Origin of the sequence: Microbulbifer jejuensis, from assembly GCF_047289955.1 — a bacterium.
Taxonomy (GTDB): Bacteria; Pseudomonadota; Gammaproteobacteria; order Pseudomonadales; family Cellvibrionaceae; genus Microbulbifer.
Genome location: NZ_JBLBUB010000038.1, coordinates 1 through 16,600, shown reverse-complemented (window position 1 = coordinate 16,600; position 16,600 = coordinate 1). Strand labels below are relative to the sequence as shown.

At 47.5% G+C, this 16,600-nt stretch carries 12 protein-coding genes and 3 pseudogenes; 9 read left to right on the top strand and 6 right to left on the bottom strand.

Annotated elements, in window-relative coordinates:
* Positions 1 to 88: 88 nt before the first annotated feature.
* From ACL7TT_RS18760 to ACL7TT_RS18745, 4 genes and pseudogenes are all read left to right on the top strand, one after another.
* Positions 89 to 364, top strand: coding sequence for a transposase (locus ACL7TT_RS18760; protein ID WP_413397762.1), 276 nt, complete (start codon positions 89 to 91; stop codon positions 362 to 364).
* Between the two features lie 465 nt (positions 365 to 829).
* A complete protein-coding gene (locus tag ACL7TT_RS18755) occupies positions 830 to 1,837 on the top strand; it encodes an endo alpha-1,4 polygalactosaminidase (protein ID WP_413397733.1) in 1,008 nt (335 codons plus the stop codon).
* A 207-nt stretch (positions 1,838 to 2,044) separates the two neighbouring features.
* Positions 2,045 to 2,311: pseudogene (locus tag ACL7TT_RS18750) on the top strand (transposase); the annotation flags it as partial.
* A gap of 64 nt (positions 2,312 to 2,375) precedes the next feature.
* Positions 2,376 to 3,542, top strand: coding sequence for an IS30 family transposase (locus ACL7TT_RS18745; RefSeq protein ID WP_413397731.1), 1,167 nt, complete (start codon positions 2,376 to 2,378; stop codon positions 3,540 to 3,542).
* A gap of 21 nt (positions 3,543 to 3,563) precedes the next feature.
* Here the strand turns inward: ACL7TT_RS18745 and ACL7TT_RS18740 are convergent, their stop codons facing one another.
* Positions 3,564 to 4,301 carry an NUDIX hydrolase gene (locus ACL7TT_RS18740; RefSeq protein ID WP_413397729.1) on the bottom strand — a complete coding sequence of 246 codons (738 nt, stop codon included), beginning with the start codon at positions 4,299 to 4,301 and terminating at the stop codon, positions 3,564 to 3,566.
* Positions 4,302 to 4,426: 125 nt separating this feature from the next.
* Between ACL7TT_RS18740 and ACL7TT_RS18735 the strand changes: the two genes are divergently transcribed.
* The gene (locus ACL7TT_RS18735; RefSeq protein ID WP_413397727.1) at positions 4,427 to 4,711 is read left to right on the top strand and encodes a hypothetical protein; all 285 of its coding nucleotides are present in this window, start codon (positions 4,427 to 4,429) and stop codon (positions 4,709 to 4,711) included.
* 3 nt (positions 4,712 to 4,714) lie between these two features.
* Here the strand turns inward: ACL7TT_RS18735 and ACL7TT_RS18730 are convergent.
* Together ACL7TT_RS18730 and ACL7TT_RS18725 are read right to left on the bottom strand one after the other, a co-directional pair.
* Positions 4,715 to 5,790, bottom strand: a pseudogene (locus ACL7TT_RS18730) (IS3 family transposase).
* A gap of 69 nt (positions 5,791 to 5,859) precedes the next feature.
* Positions 5,860 to 6,164 (bottom strand): annotated as a pseudogene (locus tag ACL7TT_RS18725) (transposase); the annotation flags it as partial.
* Between the two features lie 74 nt (positions 6,165 to 6,238).
* Here ACL7TT_RS18725 and ACL7TT_RS18720 point away from each other — a divergent pair.
* From ACL7TT_RS18720 to ACL7TT_RS18705, 4 genes are all read left to right on the top strand, one after another.
* Positions 6,239 to 6,637 carry a hypothetical protein gene (locus ACL7TT_RS18720; RefSeq protein WP_413397725.1) on the top strand — a complete coding sequence of 133 codons (399 nt, stop codon included), beginning with the start codon at positions 6,239 to 6,241 and terminating at the stop codon, positions 6,635 to 6,637.
* A 699-nt stretch (positions 6,638 to 7,336) separates the two neighbouring features.
* Entirely contained in the window at positions 7,337 to 7,645 is a 309-nt protein-coding gene (locus ACL7TT_RS18715; RefSeq protein ID WP_413397723.1) for a hypothetical protein, read from the top strand.
* A 363-nt stretch (positions 7,646 to 8,008) separates the two neighbouring features.
* Positions 8,009 to 15,211: a toxin C-terminal domain-containing protein gene (locus ACL7TT_RS18710; protein ID WP_413397721.1), complete on the top strand. Its 7,203-nt coding sequence runs from the start codon at positions 8,009 to 8,011 to the stop codon at positions 15,209 to 15,211.
* 1 nt (position 15,212) lies between these two features.
* Positions 15,213 to 15,407 (top strand): hypothetical protein, encoded by a 195-nt coding sequence (locus ACL7TT_RS18705; protein ID WP_413397719.1) that lies wholly within the window; start codon positions 15,213 to 15,215, stop codon positions 15,405 to 15,407.
* Positions 15,408 to 15,460: 53 nt separating this feature from the next.
* Here ACL7TT_RS18705 and ACL7TT_RS18700 read toward each other — a convergent pair whose 3' ends face one another.
* The 3 genes from ACL7TT_RS18700 to ACL7TT_RS18690 form a co-directional block, all read right to left on the bottom strand.
* On the bottom strand, positions 15,461 to 15,661 hold the full coding sequence (locus ACL7TT_RS18700) for a SymE family type I addiction module toxin (protein WP_413397717.1): 201 nt from the start codon (positions 15,659 to 15,661) through the stop codon (positions 15,461 to 15,463).
* Positions 15,658 to 15,936 carry a hypothetical protein gene (locus ACL7TT_RS18695; protein ID WP_413397715.1) on the bottom strand — a complete coding sequence of 93 codons (279 nt, stop codon included), beginning with the start codon at positions 15,934 to 15,936 and terminating at the stop codon, positions 15,658 to 15,660. Before ACL7TT_RS18695 ends, ACL7TT_RS18700 begins: the two co-directional genes overlap by 4 nt.
* Positions 15,937 to 16,066: 130 nt before the next feature.
* Complete coding sequence (locus ACL7TT_RS18690) at positions 16,067 to 16,414, bottom strand: helix-turn-helix domain-containing protein (protein WP_413397761.1); 348 nt, start codon at positions 16,412 to 16,414, stop codon at positions 16,067 to 16,069.
* Between the last annotated feature and the right edge of the window lie 186 nt (positions 16,415 to 16,600).

The following is a 16,600-nucleotide window of genomic DNA, read 5'->3' as shown; positions in this document are numbered from 1 at the left end:
CAAACAGACCGATTGATTGGTAAGGCTTTCGTACTAGTTTGAGCAAAGTTCGCACAAAAAACCGTAAGAGCAATGCTGGCAGAAGGCCATTCGATGCCTTGATGTATTAAGGACCTTGGTACTACAATGCCTGTACAATTTGTCGAACGACGAGTTGGAGTTTCAAACCTGGGATCGTTATAGCTTCTGCCATTTCCCTGGAGTAACTCCCGAGGACAAGACACCGGATGCAAAAACCATTTGGCTATTCCAGGAACAATTGGTCACTACAGGCTTGATGGGGGCCTTGTCTCTAGACTTTAACCTGCAATTGGATGCCAGGGATTACAAGGACGGTCTTTGTCAACGAAGTTGTTACGAATAAGCTCAATATACCCGCTCTTTAACACCCTCCAATCAGTCCATCAACAACATTACCCTTCCACCAGTCACTCTCAGCTTCAATGTCTATAAAGCCTTTCGTGAACTGTCTTGTTACCGTAATAAAGTCAGAACAACCACGCTATTGTGGAATAGTCATTATCGGATATGGGGTATCCATATCGGGAGAATCTGCAATGGATTGATTCAGTGGATATTTGCGCTTAAACTCTATAGTTATTATGGCATAATAGTTCTTTTAGACAGAATTGACGCGAGGGCACCTCTACAAAGTACTCTTTGGAAGCTTTACTTCACCATATTCCGGGACTTTCAGGGCATTAAAAACAGAAAATTCAATTTGTAGAGGTGCCCGCAAGGGAAATCAAGGAACTTATCCCACCTCTCCCTGCCCGTTAAAACTGGAAAAAACAGTTTACCCACCTAAAAGCCTACTTGGAGAAGAATTTTGCGCCGGACACTTCCATTTCTTGCTAGCCCCCTACTGCTTCTCGGCTGTAGCCTGGATGACCTGCCCGAACTAGTGATCCCAATCAACGTGGATTACGATCAGGAAATGCGCGAACTGGTGGAAGACATCAGCAGCTATGCCAAGGGCATTAACCGCAACTTCATTGTTGTTCCGCAAAATGGCATTGAGCTAGTCACCACAACAACCACCATTACAGGTCCCGTGGATGAAGGCTACCTGAATGCCATTGATGGTATCGCCCAGGAAGCCGTATTCTTTGGATTTGCAAATGTGGACCAACCCACCCGCACCTCAGAGTCCCGGCGCCTGCAAACCTATCTTGATCTGGCCAAAGATAACAACAACGTCATCCTGGTAACTGACTTCGCCCAGATTGAAAAAAATATCGAGGACTCCTACGACGCCAACCAAGATTCGAATTATATTTCTTTTTCCGCCGATCAAGTGACCCTGAATAATATCCCGCCCTACCCGCTCGAGCCCTTCAACGTCAACAGCCGCGAAATCGATAGACTGGACGCAGCCCGCAACTTTCTCAGCCTAACCAACACAAGCCTCTACTCTACTCCCCAGGAATTTGTCGATGCACTGAGTGAAACCGATTTTGACCTGCTTATCATTGACTTTTTCTTCAATGGCGAGCCCTATACTGAAGAACAAATTGAACAGCTTAAAGTGAAAAGAAACGGCAACCGCAGGCTGTTAATGGCCTATGTAAATATTGGCGAAGCCCAGGACAACCGCGACTACTGGCAGCCCTCTTGGCCAACCAATCCCCCCAGCTGGCTACTGGAGGCAGTGCCTGGAGAGCCGGGCAACTACTATGTGGAATATTGGAAAGAAGGTTGGCAGGATATCATTTACGGCAATAATGATTCCTACATTTACAGGATTGTGGATGCAGGCTTCGATGGTGCCTATATGGACAGTATCGACGTATTTGGGTATTTCGACTCCCTTAGTACAGTAGAAGAGGGTCAGTAGCTCCAGATTGTAGAATGGATATGCTCGGCTGTTTAAGGTTCCAAATCGTCGAGCTACAGGCACCCTGCAACCGGAGAACCCTGCTGCTTCACGCCGGTTTCGGTAAAACCTTACTGATTGCCTGTCATAGACGGCTTGCAGGGCTTGATCTTGCCCACCAACGACGGACACTCTCTTAAGCGATAAACTACGCGACAGAGGTGACCCATGGCAAGACCAAAGAAATCAACCAAAATCACTCGCAAGCAATACTCCGAGGAGTACCGGTCAGAGGCCCTGGCGCTGGCGGCTAAGGTGGGCGTAAGTGCTGCAGCCAAACAGCTCGGCCTGCATGCCTCCCAGATCTACGGCTGGCGGAGTAAGGCTAGATTACACCAGGATCGAGGAGATGCCGAGAAACAGCTAGCGGCTGAGAATGCCCGGCTGAAACGGCAGCTGGCAGAGCAAGCAGAGGAACTGGCAATCTTAAAAAAAGCCGCGGTAGATTCAACCGGTCGTTGCAACATAATGAAATTGAATCACTACCGGGGTTTTCAAGATGCGGTCAGCTTCAAAAATAAGAGGTCTAACTACACAGCAAAAGCGAGAGCTGTGGGATAGATGGAAAAGAGGTCAGTCACTAAGTGAGATTGGACGGGCTTTAGGGAAACATGCCGGGTCGATCAGTGGAATGCTTGCTATACATGGAGGTATCGCGCCAGCCAGACGTTCCAGGTCTGCCAGAGTACTCAGCAGTACCGAACGGGAAGAAATTTCGCGAGGCCTCTCCGCTGGCCTGACATTCAGCCGGATCGCCGAAGTGATTAGCCGTTCAATATCCACAGTCTGTCGTGAGGTTCATCGTAACGGCGGAAGGAATGCTTATCGAGCTAGTAAGGCCGATCAGCGTGCTTGGCTTCAGTCGAAAAGACCGAAGAAGTGCTTGCTTGCGATGAATGAGGCCCTGCGATTAATCGTTTCTTCAAAGCTGGGTCTTGACTGGTCTCCAGAGCAAGTGGCAGGGTGGTTAAAGCGCAAGTTCCCAGATAATACATCCATGCATGTGTCCCACGAAACGATTTATCGGAGTCTCTTCATCCAAGCCCGCGGTGTTCTGAAAAAAGAGCTCGTCAAACGCCTTCGGTCAAGGCGTGGTATGCGAAGATCAAGGCAAAAAAGTACTGAAGAGAAAGAGATACGTACAAGCATTTCAGAAGCGGTATCTATCCGCTCTAGACCAAAATCCGTTGAGGATCGGGCAGTTCCTGGTCATTGGGAAGGAGATCTCATATCGGGCTCTAACAACTCCCACATAGCGACACTTGTAGAGCGACAATCCAGATTTACCATGCTAGTTCACGTGGACGGAAAAGACAGCATAAGTGTTGTCTCAGCGCTTTGTAGAGAGGTTGGCCAACTCCCGGAGGGGTTGAAGAAGAGTCTAACCTGGGATCGAGGTGGTGAACTCGGCAACCATAAGGCATTTACGGTTTCTACCGATATGCAGGTTTATTTCTGTGACCCGCAGAGCCCTTGGCAACGAGGCAGCAATGAAAATACTAACCGGCTCTTACGACAGTATTTCCCAAAGAAAACGGATCTATCCGGTTATTCACAGGGGCAATTATATGCTGTCGCAATGCAGCTAAATGAGCGGCCGAGGAAAACTCTCGGCTACATGACGCCGGCTGAAAAACTGGAGAGTATATTTGCATTGACCGGTTGAATCTATCAGGACTATCTTTGTTTACCTTGATCCTTCAATAGTTCTGGCGAAGAAGTGGGTCTGGCAATCTGGCTTTACCCGGTAGAGCTTGGCGGGGCGGTTGCTGCCCGTTTTCATATCTCCTGTTTCCTCTAGAATATCTGCATCCAGAATCCGGCGCCGGAACGATTTCTTTTCTACGGGATTGCCCAGCACAGTTTCGAAGGTTTGCTGTAACTCGGTCAGGGTGAATTCTGTTGGTAGCAAGTTGACAGGCAGTGATGTGTACTGCACTTTGTTCTTTAATCGTTTGTGGCAGATTCCAAGAATCTTGCCGTGGTCGAATGCCAGTTTGTACGGTTTGTCTATCTTGTTGACCGGGACCCACGTCACCTCTTCCGAGCTTTCGTCCCTGCTGAGGCTGATATCCTCACTGGCGATAAGCGCCAAATAGGCAACGGTAACCGACCAGCCTCTAGGGTCACGGGCTTTGCTACCAAACGTTTCCACCTGCTCGAGATAGGGAGTATCAATCCCGGTTTTCTCCAGCAACTTGCGCCGCGCAGTATCAGATAGTGTTTTATCGTGTTTCAAATCAATAAATCCACCTGGTAGTGCCCATTGGCCCATGGCTGGGTGTTGGGCGCGTTTTACAAGCAGTACCTGAAGTTGTGCGTCTCTTACCGTGAAAATCGCCATGTCCACGGATGTCAGCGGGACATCGAAGTCATGAATATTGTAATTTTTTAAGAACGCTTTCTCAGAATCAACTTTTGACATGGATACTCTGCGGTTGCATTGGTCTATTTTTATTGCTATGTTAGTGGCATTATGCCACTTTGTCAAAAAATAAAGTTGTATTGAATGGTTGCCGGATTTCATGAGTAATATTGGGGATTTTAGGTTTGTCTGCTGATGAGAATGGTCTCGGTGCTTCTTTCCCAAAGGCTGTTGCCGATATATTACAAGCGAAGAATGTTCCCGTAAGTTATCGCTCTTACCCGGAAAAAAACATTGTTCAGCACCTTTTGAATGATGGGCGTACGCTCAAACTGGCCTTGCCTGTTACTTTTACGCCTTATGCCTCAGTCAAACCCTGTTCAGCGAGATGCCAGTTCTGTTCGGAGAATCTTCGCTCTGCCGGGGCTTTGCACGGTAATCCCCCCATTTTTACCCGCAACCAAAAGTAGAGGTTAAGCCACCATCAACGGTGGTTTACCGCCATTTGCTTTGTGTGGCCGGCGGTGATTGTAAAACCATAGCCATTCAGTTGCATAATCCTGAACCTCTTCAAGGCTGTCGAAGAGATGCTTGCTGAGCCAACTATACCGAATGGTTCTGTTGGCTCGCTCGATATAAGCATTTTGTTGTGGTTTGCCTGGCTGGATGTACTCGATCCGTATTCGCCGCTTTTTCGCCCGTGCTACAAACTCATGACTGATGAACTCAGGGCCATTATCACAGCGGATAGTGCTGGGCTTGCCCCGCCATTCAAGTAGCTGGTCGAGAGCGCGAGCCACACGTATCGTTGGCAGTGAAAAACCGGCCTCGATTGCCAGTCCTTCACGCCTGTAATCATCAATGACATTGAACAGCCTGAAGTTCCGGCCATCGCTTAGCTGGTCATGCATAAAGTCCATTGACCATACTTGGTTCGCTTTTGTTGGTTCTTTCAGAGGTTCTGGTGCCTGGCGCTTAAGGCGACGTTTTGGCTTTATTCGCATATTTAACGCCAGCTCACAGTAGATCCGGTAAACACGCTTGTGGTTCCACCGAGCGCCCTCCACGTTGCGTAGGTAATGAAAGCACTGGCCAAAGCCCCAGTCACTCTGCTCATTTGTTAACCGGATAAGCCAATTGGCAATCTCCTCGTTTTCATCGCTGAGAACAGGCTGATAACGATAGCAACTTTCACTGACACCGAAAGCAGCACAGGCAATTCGAATACTGATGTACCGTGTGGCTACGGCTTGCCGCGTCATCTCCTTTCGCCGAGATGGCTTTACCACTTTTTTTGCAGAGCTTCCTGAACGATTTCAGCCTTCAACCGCTCTTCGGCATACATCTTCTTGAGGCGTCGATTTTCATCCTCCAGTTCCTTCAGGCGGGCCATCATTGAGGCATCCATGCCGCCGTACTTGGATCGTCACTTATAGAAGCTCGCTGAGCTCATACCGTGTTCTCGGCATAGCTCAGGCACTGGCACGCCGTTTTCGGCCTGCTTGAGTATCGCCAGAATCTGGCTGTCGCTGTACTTCGATTTTTTCATGCAGAATCTCCTGCGCGTATTTTACAAGAAAATTCTACTTTTGGTTCCAGTGGGTTTTCGGGATGATTACCGAGCTCCGCCTGGGCAAAAAAAGCGGCAGCCTTGCGCAAGATCTCGTTAGCGCGTTTCAGCTCGCGGACTTCGCGCTCCAGCTCTTTGAGACGGGCTGCGTCGCTGCTGGTGGTGCCGGGCCTGGTACCATTGTCGACTTCCATCTTGTTGACCCATGATCGTAGGGTCTCGGGTGTGCAGCCGATCTTGGAAGCGATAGATGTGATCGCTGCCCAGCGTGATTGGTGCTCGTGCTCGCCGGTCAATACCATGCGAACTGCGCGTTCCCGTACTTCGGGAGAGTATCCAGGTCGTTTGCTCATTGGCTAATTCTCTCAAGAAAGTTAGCCTCCGAGAAATCCGGGGTGATTCAATTTTATCGGCTTCAGACATGCTGGTGTCCCTGACGCAGGGTAAACCGAACCAGGGTGAGTTTCTGGCCACGGACATTCCGGTCTTAAAGAGCTTCTATCGTGGTACCAAGCCGCCTCACAGCACTCAATATGCCAATGATCTCTATGAACGCCTGAAAGAGGTGAATCAACTGGCGGCCAGTCTGAGGGATCTGAGGGGACGAGAAAGAGCGGAGTTCGTTACCGAACACCGCAACAAACTGGCCCAACGCCGTCCACTGAATCAGGCCAGTCGGTGTTTGAGTGAATTGCGCAAGCGGCGCGAGCGTATTTTGGCAGAGGACATTCCACCCAAAGCCAAGCAGCTAAAACTGGATGTGATTCAGAAGAAGATCAATGCGGTGGTTGCCAAAGCATCGGAGAGATCTGAATCAGCTTTTTAGCAAGCTACTCCTAAGCTCACACTATGCCCAATCGGGCAGGAGTTTTAGGCAGAATTTCATTGCCGTTTCAAACGCAGATTTAACTTTTGAGAGCCCGTGCCTACGCTGTTCTCCGAATAACACGGTTGTCAGTAGATTGCTGCTTGGTCATGCCGGATGAACACCAGAATTGACAATAACTGGATAAAAAAACACTTCCGCAAAGAAGCTTTCTTTCATCTTCAATCGTATCTTTCAATTAAGTTTTTGGACTTCATTTTCAATGAGATCCAAAGCCATACTAAAAAGCTTCTTTTGAAGTTGAAGGCATAAAGTTTTCCGAGATATTTGAGCGTTTTTTATCCAGCTGTAGGGCTACTTAATGAAATTTATATATTGTTTTTTTTACTGATAATAACCTTTGATACCAATGCTGAGAACATACTGCGTGGAAAAATTAACTTGTTTGGAATTGTAGAATCTCAAAAATTTGCGACTGTTAACCTCAAGGATTCTGGAGTAGATTTTGAGGCTCTCGGACATCCTTGTGGTAGAGGGTCTTCAATGTCAATAAATTTAGAGACTGAGCAGGGTCGGGCAATGTATTCATTGGGGCTTAGCGTTATTTTTTAGCTCGAAATTGAAGGGCTAGATTTCCAGTATAAGCGATACACGCCTGTCCGCTAAAAATTCCAGTGAATTTCAGCAATTTAACATTTTTTGCGTCCGGGTGTTAATGCGAAAAACCGCCATGGGCGTCTGAAAGAAGTGAATCAACTGGTTGCCAGCCTGAAGGAACTGCGAATCTGGGAAAGAGCAGAGTTCATTACCGAGCACCGCAACAAGCTGGCCCAGCGCCATCCACTGAATCAAGCCAGCCGTTGTTTGAGTGAATTACGTAAGCAGCGTGAGCGAATTTTGGCAGAGGATATTCCGCACAAAGCCAATCAACTAAAACTGGATGTGATTCAAAAGCGAATCAATGCAGTGGCAGTCAGGGTCTCGCAAACGTTTGAAGCAGCATTTTAGAAGGTTGATTGAATCTGTTGACCGATAGTAGCTAAGGTTGGAATGGTCTCCTGCCTTGACGTCTCTTGTCTAAAAGGTCAGCTGAGCCTATGCCATCTCTCTGCTAATCATGGGGTGACAAACCCCAATTTCCCCTGATGATTGTTTTTTGGTTTCAGAACTTTTCTTTAGCACCCAAATCTAGTATCTTTGTCTATTGGCGAAAAGCGATAGGTATTACTTTCAGCTAGCCGTTCTTTATCAAGATGGCCCATTGATGCGCTTCAGAGTTGAATGCAGGGTTCATGAATCTAATTAGCCACGAGAAATTTGTTACTCTAGATGAACCCAGAATCTCGAGTTATTAAGGATTAGGGAATGCCAATGAAACGCGTGATTGTATTCTTCGTGCTTGCATTAGTCACCAGTTTTGCTAATGCAATCACCTTTAATGGAGTGCAGTACGATGTGTATCTAGGTGATCTAAACGGTGATCAGGTTGATGATATATATTTACATGCGTTGGACGAAGTCATCATTATTCATGGTGATGTAGCTGTCCCTATTGTCCTGCCAACTACCAACGATAGCTACATATTTTATTCCAATGGCCTTTCCTACGATGATGGGGTGGTCTCCAATAACGTAGACCCCGACTCCCTTACTAGAGTGCAAAGAGGCATTGCACAGTTTGATTTTGACGAGGACGGTATTGTAGACCTGAGCATCGACCAGCAGAACGCTATGTCATATGGCTTGGTAATTGCAGGGAGCTCTAGTGGAGTTGTGCCAACAGTCTTGAGCGTAGATGCTCCGATAACTCATATTGGCAATGTTTCAATGGTGGCTGTTGATCCCAGCAACGATGTCATGGCTGGGCCTGAATACAAAGGTCGATTGATTGCGGAGCCAGCCATCACTAAGGCTGGCACTTTTAACTACCGAATACCTATAGAGGTCCCTCCCGGCATCAACGACATGCAGCCGCAGTTGGCACTCACCTACTCAAGCTCAGCAGTCAATGGACTACTCGGTTGGGGATGGAATCTTTCTGGCTTGTCGAGAATTACTCGGTGCAGGGCGACGCCATTCCACGATGACGACTTGGCCAGTGTGAATTGGGGCGATGGGTACAAATACTGTCTTGATGGGCGGCGTTTGGTCGAAACCAACAGCGGTGTATATCAAACCGAAGTTGAGTCCTTTAGTCGTATTGAACGTACTGGGAGCGCTGTAGCGCCTACGTCATGGACGGTGTACCACAAAGATGGCAAGGTGGATCGTTTTGGATTGGAGATAAATAGTCGAATCCGGGACAGTGCGAATAAGAATTTAGCATGGCTCATCAGTAGCAAAACTGATGTTGCCGGAAACTACCTTACCTACAGTTATACGGGCAGTGATCACCGCATTTCCCTCATTGAGTACACGATGAATGATGGCAGCGGAGCCCGAGATGCCAACCATGATGTATCTTTTGTTTACGAGAGTCGTTTTGATCCAATATCTACCTCGACCGCGGGGGTGATGCGTATCTCCGATCAACGTTTGTCACGTATTGAAGTCAAGACCAACACCGCACTAGTTCGAAATTACCAGCTTACCTATCAAGTGCCAGGCAGTACCCACTATGGCAAGACCATATCGGCAGATTTGAAGGCGAGCCGTTTGTCTAGTATTCGGTTGTGCTTTGATACTCTTTTCAATTGCGCGGCCCCAACAGAGATTGACTGGGGTGATCTAACCGCCACTTATGCAGCCACAACGCACCAGATCATAGAGGATACAGATCTTTTGGATCGCGGACACTCGACAATTTCCGCCGACTTGAATAAGGATGGATTTGCAGATTTATTATGGGTCTTTACCACCGGTCCTAGTGTTGGCTACAAGTCTGCCCTGGGAAATGGGGATGGTACATTCACCTTGGTGACTCCACCTGACAGCTTTATCAATGTTCGGGGTAGTTATCCCGATGCCGCAGCTTCTATCGCTGGCGACGCACACGATTGGCAGAACATGGTCTATGACCACAATGGTGATGGCAATCTGGATCTCTTGTTTACGTATGAATACAAGAACGATTTTATGATTTATACCGTTCTTGGGCGAGGTGATGGCACTTTTGACTACCCCCTTGCGGGTGGTGGCAGCACACCCATAGTGGGTGGAGTATCGTTCTCAAGAGATCTGACCTTCTCCTCCTTTATCTGCCAGTGTAATGAAGATACGAACCAAGATGTGGTATTTATTCGCACAAACGCGGGCACTGGCTATGCCCCCGCAGGGATAGAGGTATATACGCTTTTAAGCAACGGTGATGGTACGTTTCAGCCACAAATAGGTGGCATGATCTCAACCAATCCTACTTTGAGAGGCCCTGCTCACACTGGCGACTTTAATGGCGATGGTATTGATGACTTTTTACTCTGGGCAATGGAAGGGGAAGGGGGTGTTATAAATTCAGAACCCCGTGAGAATATTACTTTTCAAGTGGCACTAGGCACCGGTAGTGGTACCTTTACGATACAAGAGAAGCAGTGGTTCTCGGCGCCCACTAACCATGTTACCTTTTCGGCTAAACCGATGGTTGTTGATCTCAACCTGGATGGTCACGATGACATAGTGAGTAGTATACTTTGGAGTTCAAATCACCAAACCCGGGTGGAACGCCGATATTACTCGCATCTGGGCAATGGCGATGGTACGTTTACGGCGCCAAAATTACTTGCCAATCATGGGTTACCGTTAGATCGGGGTTATTCAAAGCTTAAGCTCCATAGCGAGATTGGTTTCTCGGAAGGTATTATCACGGCGGATTTCAATGGTGATGGTTATCCAGACTTGGTTAACTATGAATATCACCAGGACAAGATTTATGTAGCCTACGGTTCTGCCAATAACACATTCACCAAATTCACTGCCTTGCCGGGTACCTATTTTGGTTATGAAGGTGGTTTGCATGATGTTAGATTTCGTCGATTTACCGCAGATTTGAATGGAGATGGCTACATTGATTTGGGCACTGCTTATATGGGGGATGACGGTTTAGGCGTTTTTGTCAGTACATCAACCCTCAGCAGCAATCATAACCGAGTCACAGAGATTCGCGATACGCTTGGTAATTATGTAAATGTCGAATACAGTAATTTGTCGGATCAGAGTACGTATCTAGGGCACGAAACCAGCTCTAATACCGAGGTGATCGAAACCGCCAGCGCTATTGAAACCACTAGCCGGTATAGCAACTATGGGGGTAGTGATTATATAGTTTCCATCGCTAGTTCCCAATACCCGGTCGTGAAAACGGTAAAGATGAGTGACGGTATCGGTGGAGAGCGCTCTAAAACTTTTACCTACAAAGGTTCTCTGTACCACCGTCGCGGCTTGGGGCATCTGGGATTCAGTCAAGTTGAAGAACTGACTGTCAAGCCTAACTTAGGAGGTTTTAATCAGCAAATGAAGTCGCTGACCATGTACCATCAAGTGGTGGATGCGCAAGGGCGCTACTACCTCGCCGGGAGGGTCAAGCGCAAAATTAACAAAGCGGGTGCCGCAGGGTTAGAGGACAGTTTTCTGACTGTACTTTCCGATGAACGTTACCGCTGGAAAGTGCGGGAATACTCAGATGATATAGATGCAGGCAGTTTTAACAGTCCACATTTTTTTCCCTATGTTATTTACGGCAGTACCGCCCAAAACGATATCTCCAAGATTCACCTGGCAGATACCCGTACTGAAAATTCGAAACAGGCATCATTAAGCTGCAGCGCGGTACCACTGAGCGAACTGGATAGCGCTAACGATATTATTGAGGTCGCTGCTGGTAGCGCCGGAGACAGCGATGTCTCGGATTCGGGAGTGGTCTTTTATACGCGCACCACGACCTGTGACACGTCGGGGAGTAGTCAAGATGTCACCGCCCATGCTATGGAAAAACTCGAGGTTATTGATGCGGGCAATGTCAGGGGGTTGCCGCAGACTGTGCGTAGGCATCGTTGGGCTGGGGTAAGTACTGTCAGTACTACCAGTGCGACGCGGAGCACCGACTACACCTACTATCTCACAACCGGGGCAGATGGCTACGCCGGTATGCAGAAGAGTGATACGGTCGAGCCGGGTGGAGATCAAGCGGTTGAGATCACTACCACCTATAAATACGACGTTTATGGTTTAAAGCGAGATGTCACCGAGCAATGGAACGATTTTAGTAACGATGGGGTCGACTTTACTTCTCGAACGACCACAATCACCAACTCCTATGCCAGTAATGGCGAACGTACTACGACTACACAAAACGCCTTGGGTCAAAGTTCCACGACGGTATTCGAAGCAAAGTTTGGTTTGCCACGAAGGGAAACTGACATTAACGGCTTGGTTTCTAAAGCCAGCTATGATGAACAAGGGCGCATTGAAACATCGGTCGACCCGGTGGGTAACACTACAAGGTACTGGTATAGGGTCTGTTCGAACTGTTTTTCTCAGCAATCGCAAGCGCGCTGGTTCCAGCAATCCAAGACCCGCGGTATGGCTGCCGAACGGATTTATTTTGACCAGAAAGACAGGCGCGTAGGAACCCGCCAACGTAATTTTGATGGTAATAATGTCTATACAACAAGGTCCTACGATCTATTTGGCCGCATTCTGAGTCAAAGCGAGCCTTTTATAAGTGGTGCGCTCCCTCCTCTGCACCAGTTCCGATACGATGAGGCGGATCGAGTGCGAATTCGAACATTCCCGGATGGTTCGAGCGAAACCGCCCTTTATGCAGGGCATCGTGTCACCAAGACGAATCGTGCGCGACAAAGAATGGAGATGTTCCTTAATGGACCCGGTTGGATCATGCGCAGCGAAGATGACAGTGGTACACCGATTGTTTCCAGTTATACGCCATTCGGTGACCTGAAAACTGTACAGGTCAATAATGATGCTAGCACACTGGTGACTATGCTCTATGATGCGGTAGGGCGTAAAATAAGCTTGATTGATCCGGATTTAGGCACGCGTTCTTATCACTATAACCCATTGAATATGTTGGTTAGCGAAACCGATGGAAAGGGTCAGCGCACCGACTACGAATACGATAAGCTAGAACGACTGATCCAACGGGTAGACGATGCTTTGGGTAGTGGTAGCGCACAGCGCACCCATTCTTGGACTTACGACAATGCATCGGGGGCGGGTGTTGGCTTACTTTCTCGGATTGATGGTTTCAATACAGATGGTTCCCCGTATACCGAAGTTCTGCACTACGACAATCTGGCACGCCAAGTAGAGGCGGATATTAGTATTGGCAGCGCTTCCTTCTCGACATTATTCTTGTACGATGACTTTGGACGCACAGCGGGCACTGTTTATCCGTCCAGCTTTACCGTTGCCACTCGATACAACGACTTTGGGTTTACCCGACAGTTACAAAACGCCACCACGAAGAAGGTGATGTGGACGGGTAATACGTCCAATGCGCGCAACCAAATGACGCGCTTTACCTTCGGAAATGGTGTGGTCACCAATCGCCACTACGATGCCAATACCGGTTTGATAGATACCATTGTTGCAGCGCGCAGTGGTTATACGGTTCAGGATCATGACTATGATTTTTCACCGATTGGCAATCTGACTCGGCGTGTTGACTATAAGCATGATGTTACACAGTCGTTTTGCTATGACAACTTGAATCGTCTAAAAGCAGCCCGCTTTGGTACTTGTACTTCCTCTCATGCAGATTTTACCTACGATGCATTGGGTAATATTCTCACTAAACAAGGTGTCGCAGGTAACTATGGCTATGGCAGCGGTAGCGCTGGACCCCATGCGGTTACTTCTATTGGCGATACGACGTATGCCTACGACTACAACGGTAGCCTGATCCGCGTGGAAGGTGGCGGTCAAGCGAAAGCTGTGACATACACAGCTTTCGATAAGCCAGAACGGATTACTAACGGAGCAAACTCGACGACCGTCGTTTACGGACCCCACAAGAGTCGAGTGAGCCGTAGTGACAGTGACGGCACTGCCATTACTTATGTAGGTGATCACTATGAGGTGATCAATAAGAACGGACACATCCAGGAGGTGCACCATGTTGGGAATGATGTCCGTTATGTATTGCATTCGGGTACTCAAGTAGGGGCAGAATATCAGTACGTGCACAGAGATCACTTAGATTCTGTGGTGGCTGTGACCGGCGATAGCGTGAGCTCCGATGCTGACGTTGAGTTTACCTCCTTTGATCCTTGGGGAGCGCGCGTGGAGACCACTTGGGCCGGTCTTGACGTCCAAATAACCTTTGAGCCAACAAATACTGCCCGTGGCTTTACTGGTCATGAGCATTTAGACAGCGTCGGTTTGGTTCACATGAATGGACGGGTCTATGACCCGTTGATAGGTCGTTTCTTGAGCGCGGATCCATTCGTGCAGGAACCGAACAATACACAAAGCTATAACCGCTACACCTATGTTTTCAATAACCCGTTGAGCTTCGTCGATCCTTCCGGTTTTATGAGTGATCACCTCATAGAAGAGGTTACTGTGACTGGACAGAATATCGAGAAATTTTTTAATGAGTTGAAGCTCGATACTTCTTTATATGTAAATAATGCTCTTGATCAGACAGCGATGTTCCTGATTCAAAACCAGAGTGCCATTGAGTCTGCGATTGATACAACCACTACAGTCTTAGATGTGATTGACGTCACTACGACAACAGTTTCTGTGACAGCAACTGTTGTCACCGGAGGTAGCGGAGCGCCTGCTGCAGTAACTGTCAAAGTTATGCAAAAGGGAGTTACCTTTGCGGTGAAATTCCGCTTAAAGCAAGCCAAAGATAGTCTTAAATCACTAGTGAAAATGGCGAAGACTCGCCTTAAAGAACGCTTGTCTAAAAAAGAGCCAAAGCCCGATGCTGCAAAGGGGGTAGGCAAGGTCTGTTGTTTTGTAGCGGGAACGCAAGTCCTGACAAAAGACGGCTACAAAAATATTGAAGACGTTGAATTAGGCGAGCTACTCTATTCAAAAAATGTTGATACCGGGGAGCAGGATTACAAACCCGTCACGCAGCTGTTTAAAAAGCATCGGTTGATTTATGAATTAACAGTCGTTAATTCAATTGGCGAAAGTAAGCTTATCGAAACAACCGATGATCACCCGTTTTATGTTCCCGGAAAGGGCTTTGTCGATACTATTGATCTGATTTCTGGAGATATGGTTGAGACAGAAGGAAATGGGTTAGTTGTTGTTGAGTCAGTAGTAAATAGTGGTAGGTATGATGTTACCTATAACTTTGAGGTTGCTGATTTCCACACCTACTATGCAACAAAATTTAATCTCCTTGTTCACAACTGTAATGCCATTTATAAAACCACAAAAGAAGCGAAGCAAGCAGCGGAAAATCTTGGATTTAAGAAGATTAATGAGACTATTCATGACGGCCAAGCAGTCTTTAAAAAAGGGAAAAGATTTATTACAAGAGACGTAGATGGTCACAATGGTGGTGCATGGAAAATGGCTAAATCGGTCAAAGGCTTAGGGTCAAAAGAGACTCGGCTTGGTACATTTGATAAAGATCTAAATAGAATTGGTGATTAATATGGCTGTTAATGATAATCCTGATTGGATTACCCGAGGAAAGACAATTAAGCAGCTTATTAAAGAGCTTCAATCATTTAGTGATTTAGAAATGGAAGTGAGAATTTCTGTTGATGATGGCGAAACTCATAAGCCTATAAGCTTGGTTGAAAAGTCAGAAGGGTTTTGTGTCTTGGTCAACAGTGAAGAGAGTTAATATAATAACCAGAACACATAGGATAAGCCCCGCATTGCGGGGCTTTGTTTTACTTACTCAGCGGTGAGTACCAAACGTCCATTAGAAATCTCAACCTTAATCGGCGTGTCGATGTTAAAGCCAGCTTTGGCCAACCACTTACCCTTCATCTGAATCCACGGCACTGGCGGCGTTACCGAGTGAGGCTCGGCGTTCTTAGGTTTGTAATCGTAATAAATATGATTGACCTTGATATGTCGGGTTTGTGTGGTCATTGCACAGCCTCCTGTTTAGCCAGAAGGTCATTGCCCAGGTTATCAAGGCATGTGCCGAGCTTGGGTTTTTTAAGTCGGAGGTGGTGAACGAATTGTTGCCAGTGGTGATTGAGTGGGGTGTCTTGATTGATGAGCCTTTCCTGTTCCATCGCGTCGATGGCTTCAAATACGACATAGTTGAATACCATGAGCTGTTGCCACGATGCTTCATCGGAAGGGGTAGAACGTTTTGTTTGGTGCAGGCGTGAACCTGGCTTACACTCTGTTGTTGCCATGATCGACTCCAAGTTAGTCGGTTGTGGAAGTCGTCCATCTGGTGAGGTCTCAACTCGCCAGTTGGGCGCATTATTAATACTGCTGTCGCTGTGTCGTGAATATCCTCCTGTTTAGTTGCTGGGTTACTGGTTATTGGCTGCCCCGAGCAGAGTCCCAGCGCCGTGTCTGATACTTGATAATCAAGCTTTCCAGGACTTCCTGAACCACTTTCCGTTCATCGGGGGGCAGTTGTGAAACGGCCTCAAATTGCAGTTCTAGGTCTTTACTTGGACCACGTTCATGTTCTTCAAATAATAAGAAATCAGCACTCACATGCAGGCCCAAAGCGATCTTCTTCAAGGCTTCCGCTGAGGGTTGGGCTTGCCCCGTCTCGTACTTCTTTAGGCTGTTAACGTGAATGCCTATGGCATCCGCCATAGCTTGCTGTGAAAGGCCATGCTGTTTACGCAGACCGATTAATCGTGTTGGTAGGCTCATACGAAGTAACGTCATTAATGAAATGCTCACTATGCTACCCTGAATCGCCCTGGGTTTGCCGGAGGCAATTTGATTTGAGTCATGCCGCTTGGGCAGACTCGGCTTGCTGATAATACAGCTTTTCGTATTCGGCTGGAGGTATATCGCCAATTGGCCTGAGAATGCGGCGATGGTTAAACCAATCGA

Bases quoted from the DNA above. Each gene is read 5' to 3' on its own strand.
- ACL7TT_RS18695 (WP_413397715.1), bottom strand. From the start codon at position 15,936: ATGGCAACAACAGAGTGTAAGCCAGGTTCACGCCTGCACCAAACAAAA.
- ACL7TT_RS18745 (WP_413397731.1), top strand. From the start codon at position 2,376: ATGCGGTCAGCTTCAAAAATAAGAGGTCTAACTACACAGCAAAAGCGA.
- ACL7TT_RS18700 (WP_413397717.1), bottom strand. From the start codon at position 15,661: ATGACCACACAAACCCGACATATCAAGGTCAATCATATTTATTACGAT.
- ACL7TT_RS18690 (WP_413397761.1), bottom strand. From the start codon at position 16,414: ATGAGCCTACCAACACGATTAATCGGTCTGCGTAAACAGCATGGCCTT.
- ACL7TT_RS18710 (WP_413397721.1), top strand. From the start codon at position 8,009: ATGAAACGCGTGATTGTATTCTTCGTGCTTGCATTAGTCACCAGTTTT.
- ACL7TT_RS18740 (WP_413397729.1), bottom strand. From the start codon at position 4,301: ATGTCAAAAGTTGATTCTGAGAAAGCGTTCTTAAAAAATTACAATATT.
- ACL7TT_RS18705 (WP_413397719.1), top strand. From the start codon at position 15,213: ATGGCTGTTAATGATAATCCTGATTGGATTACCCGAGGAAAGACAATT.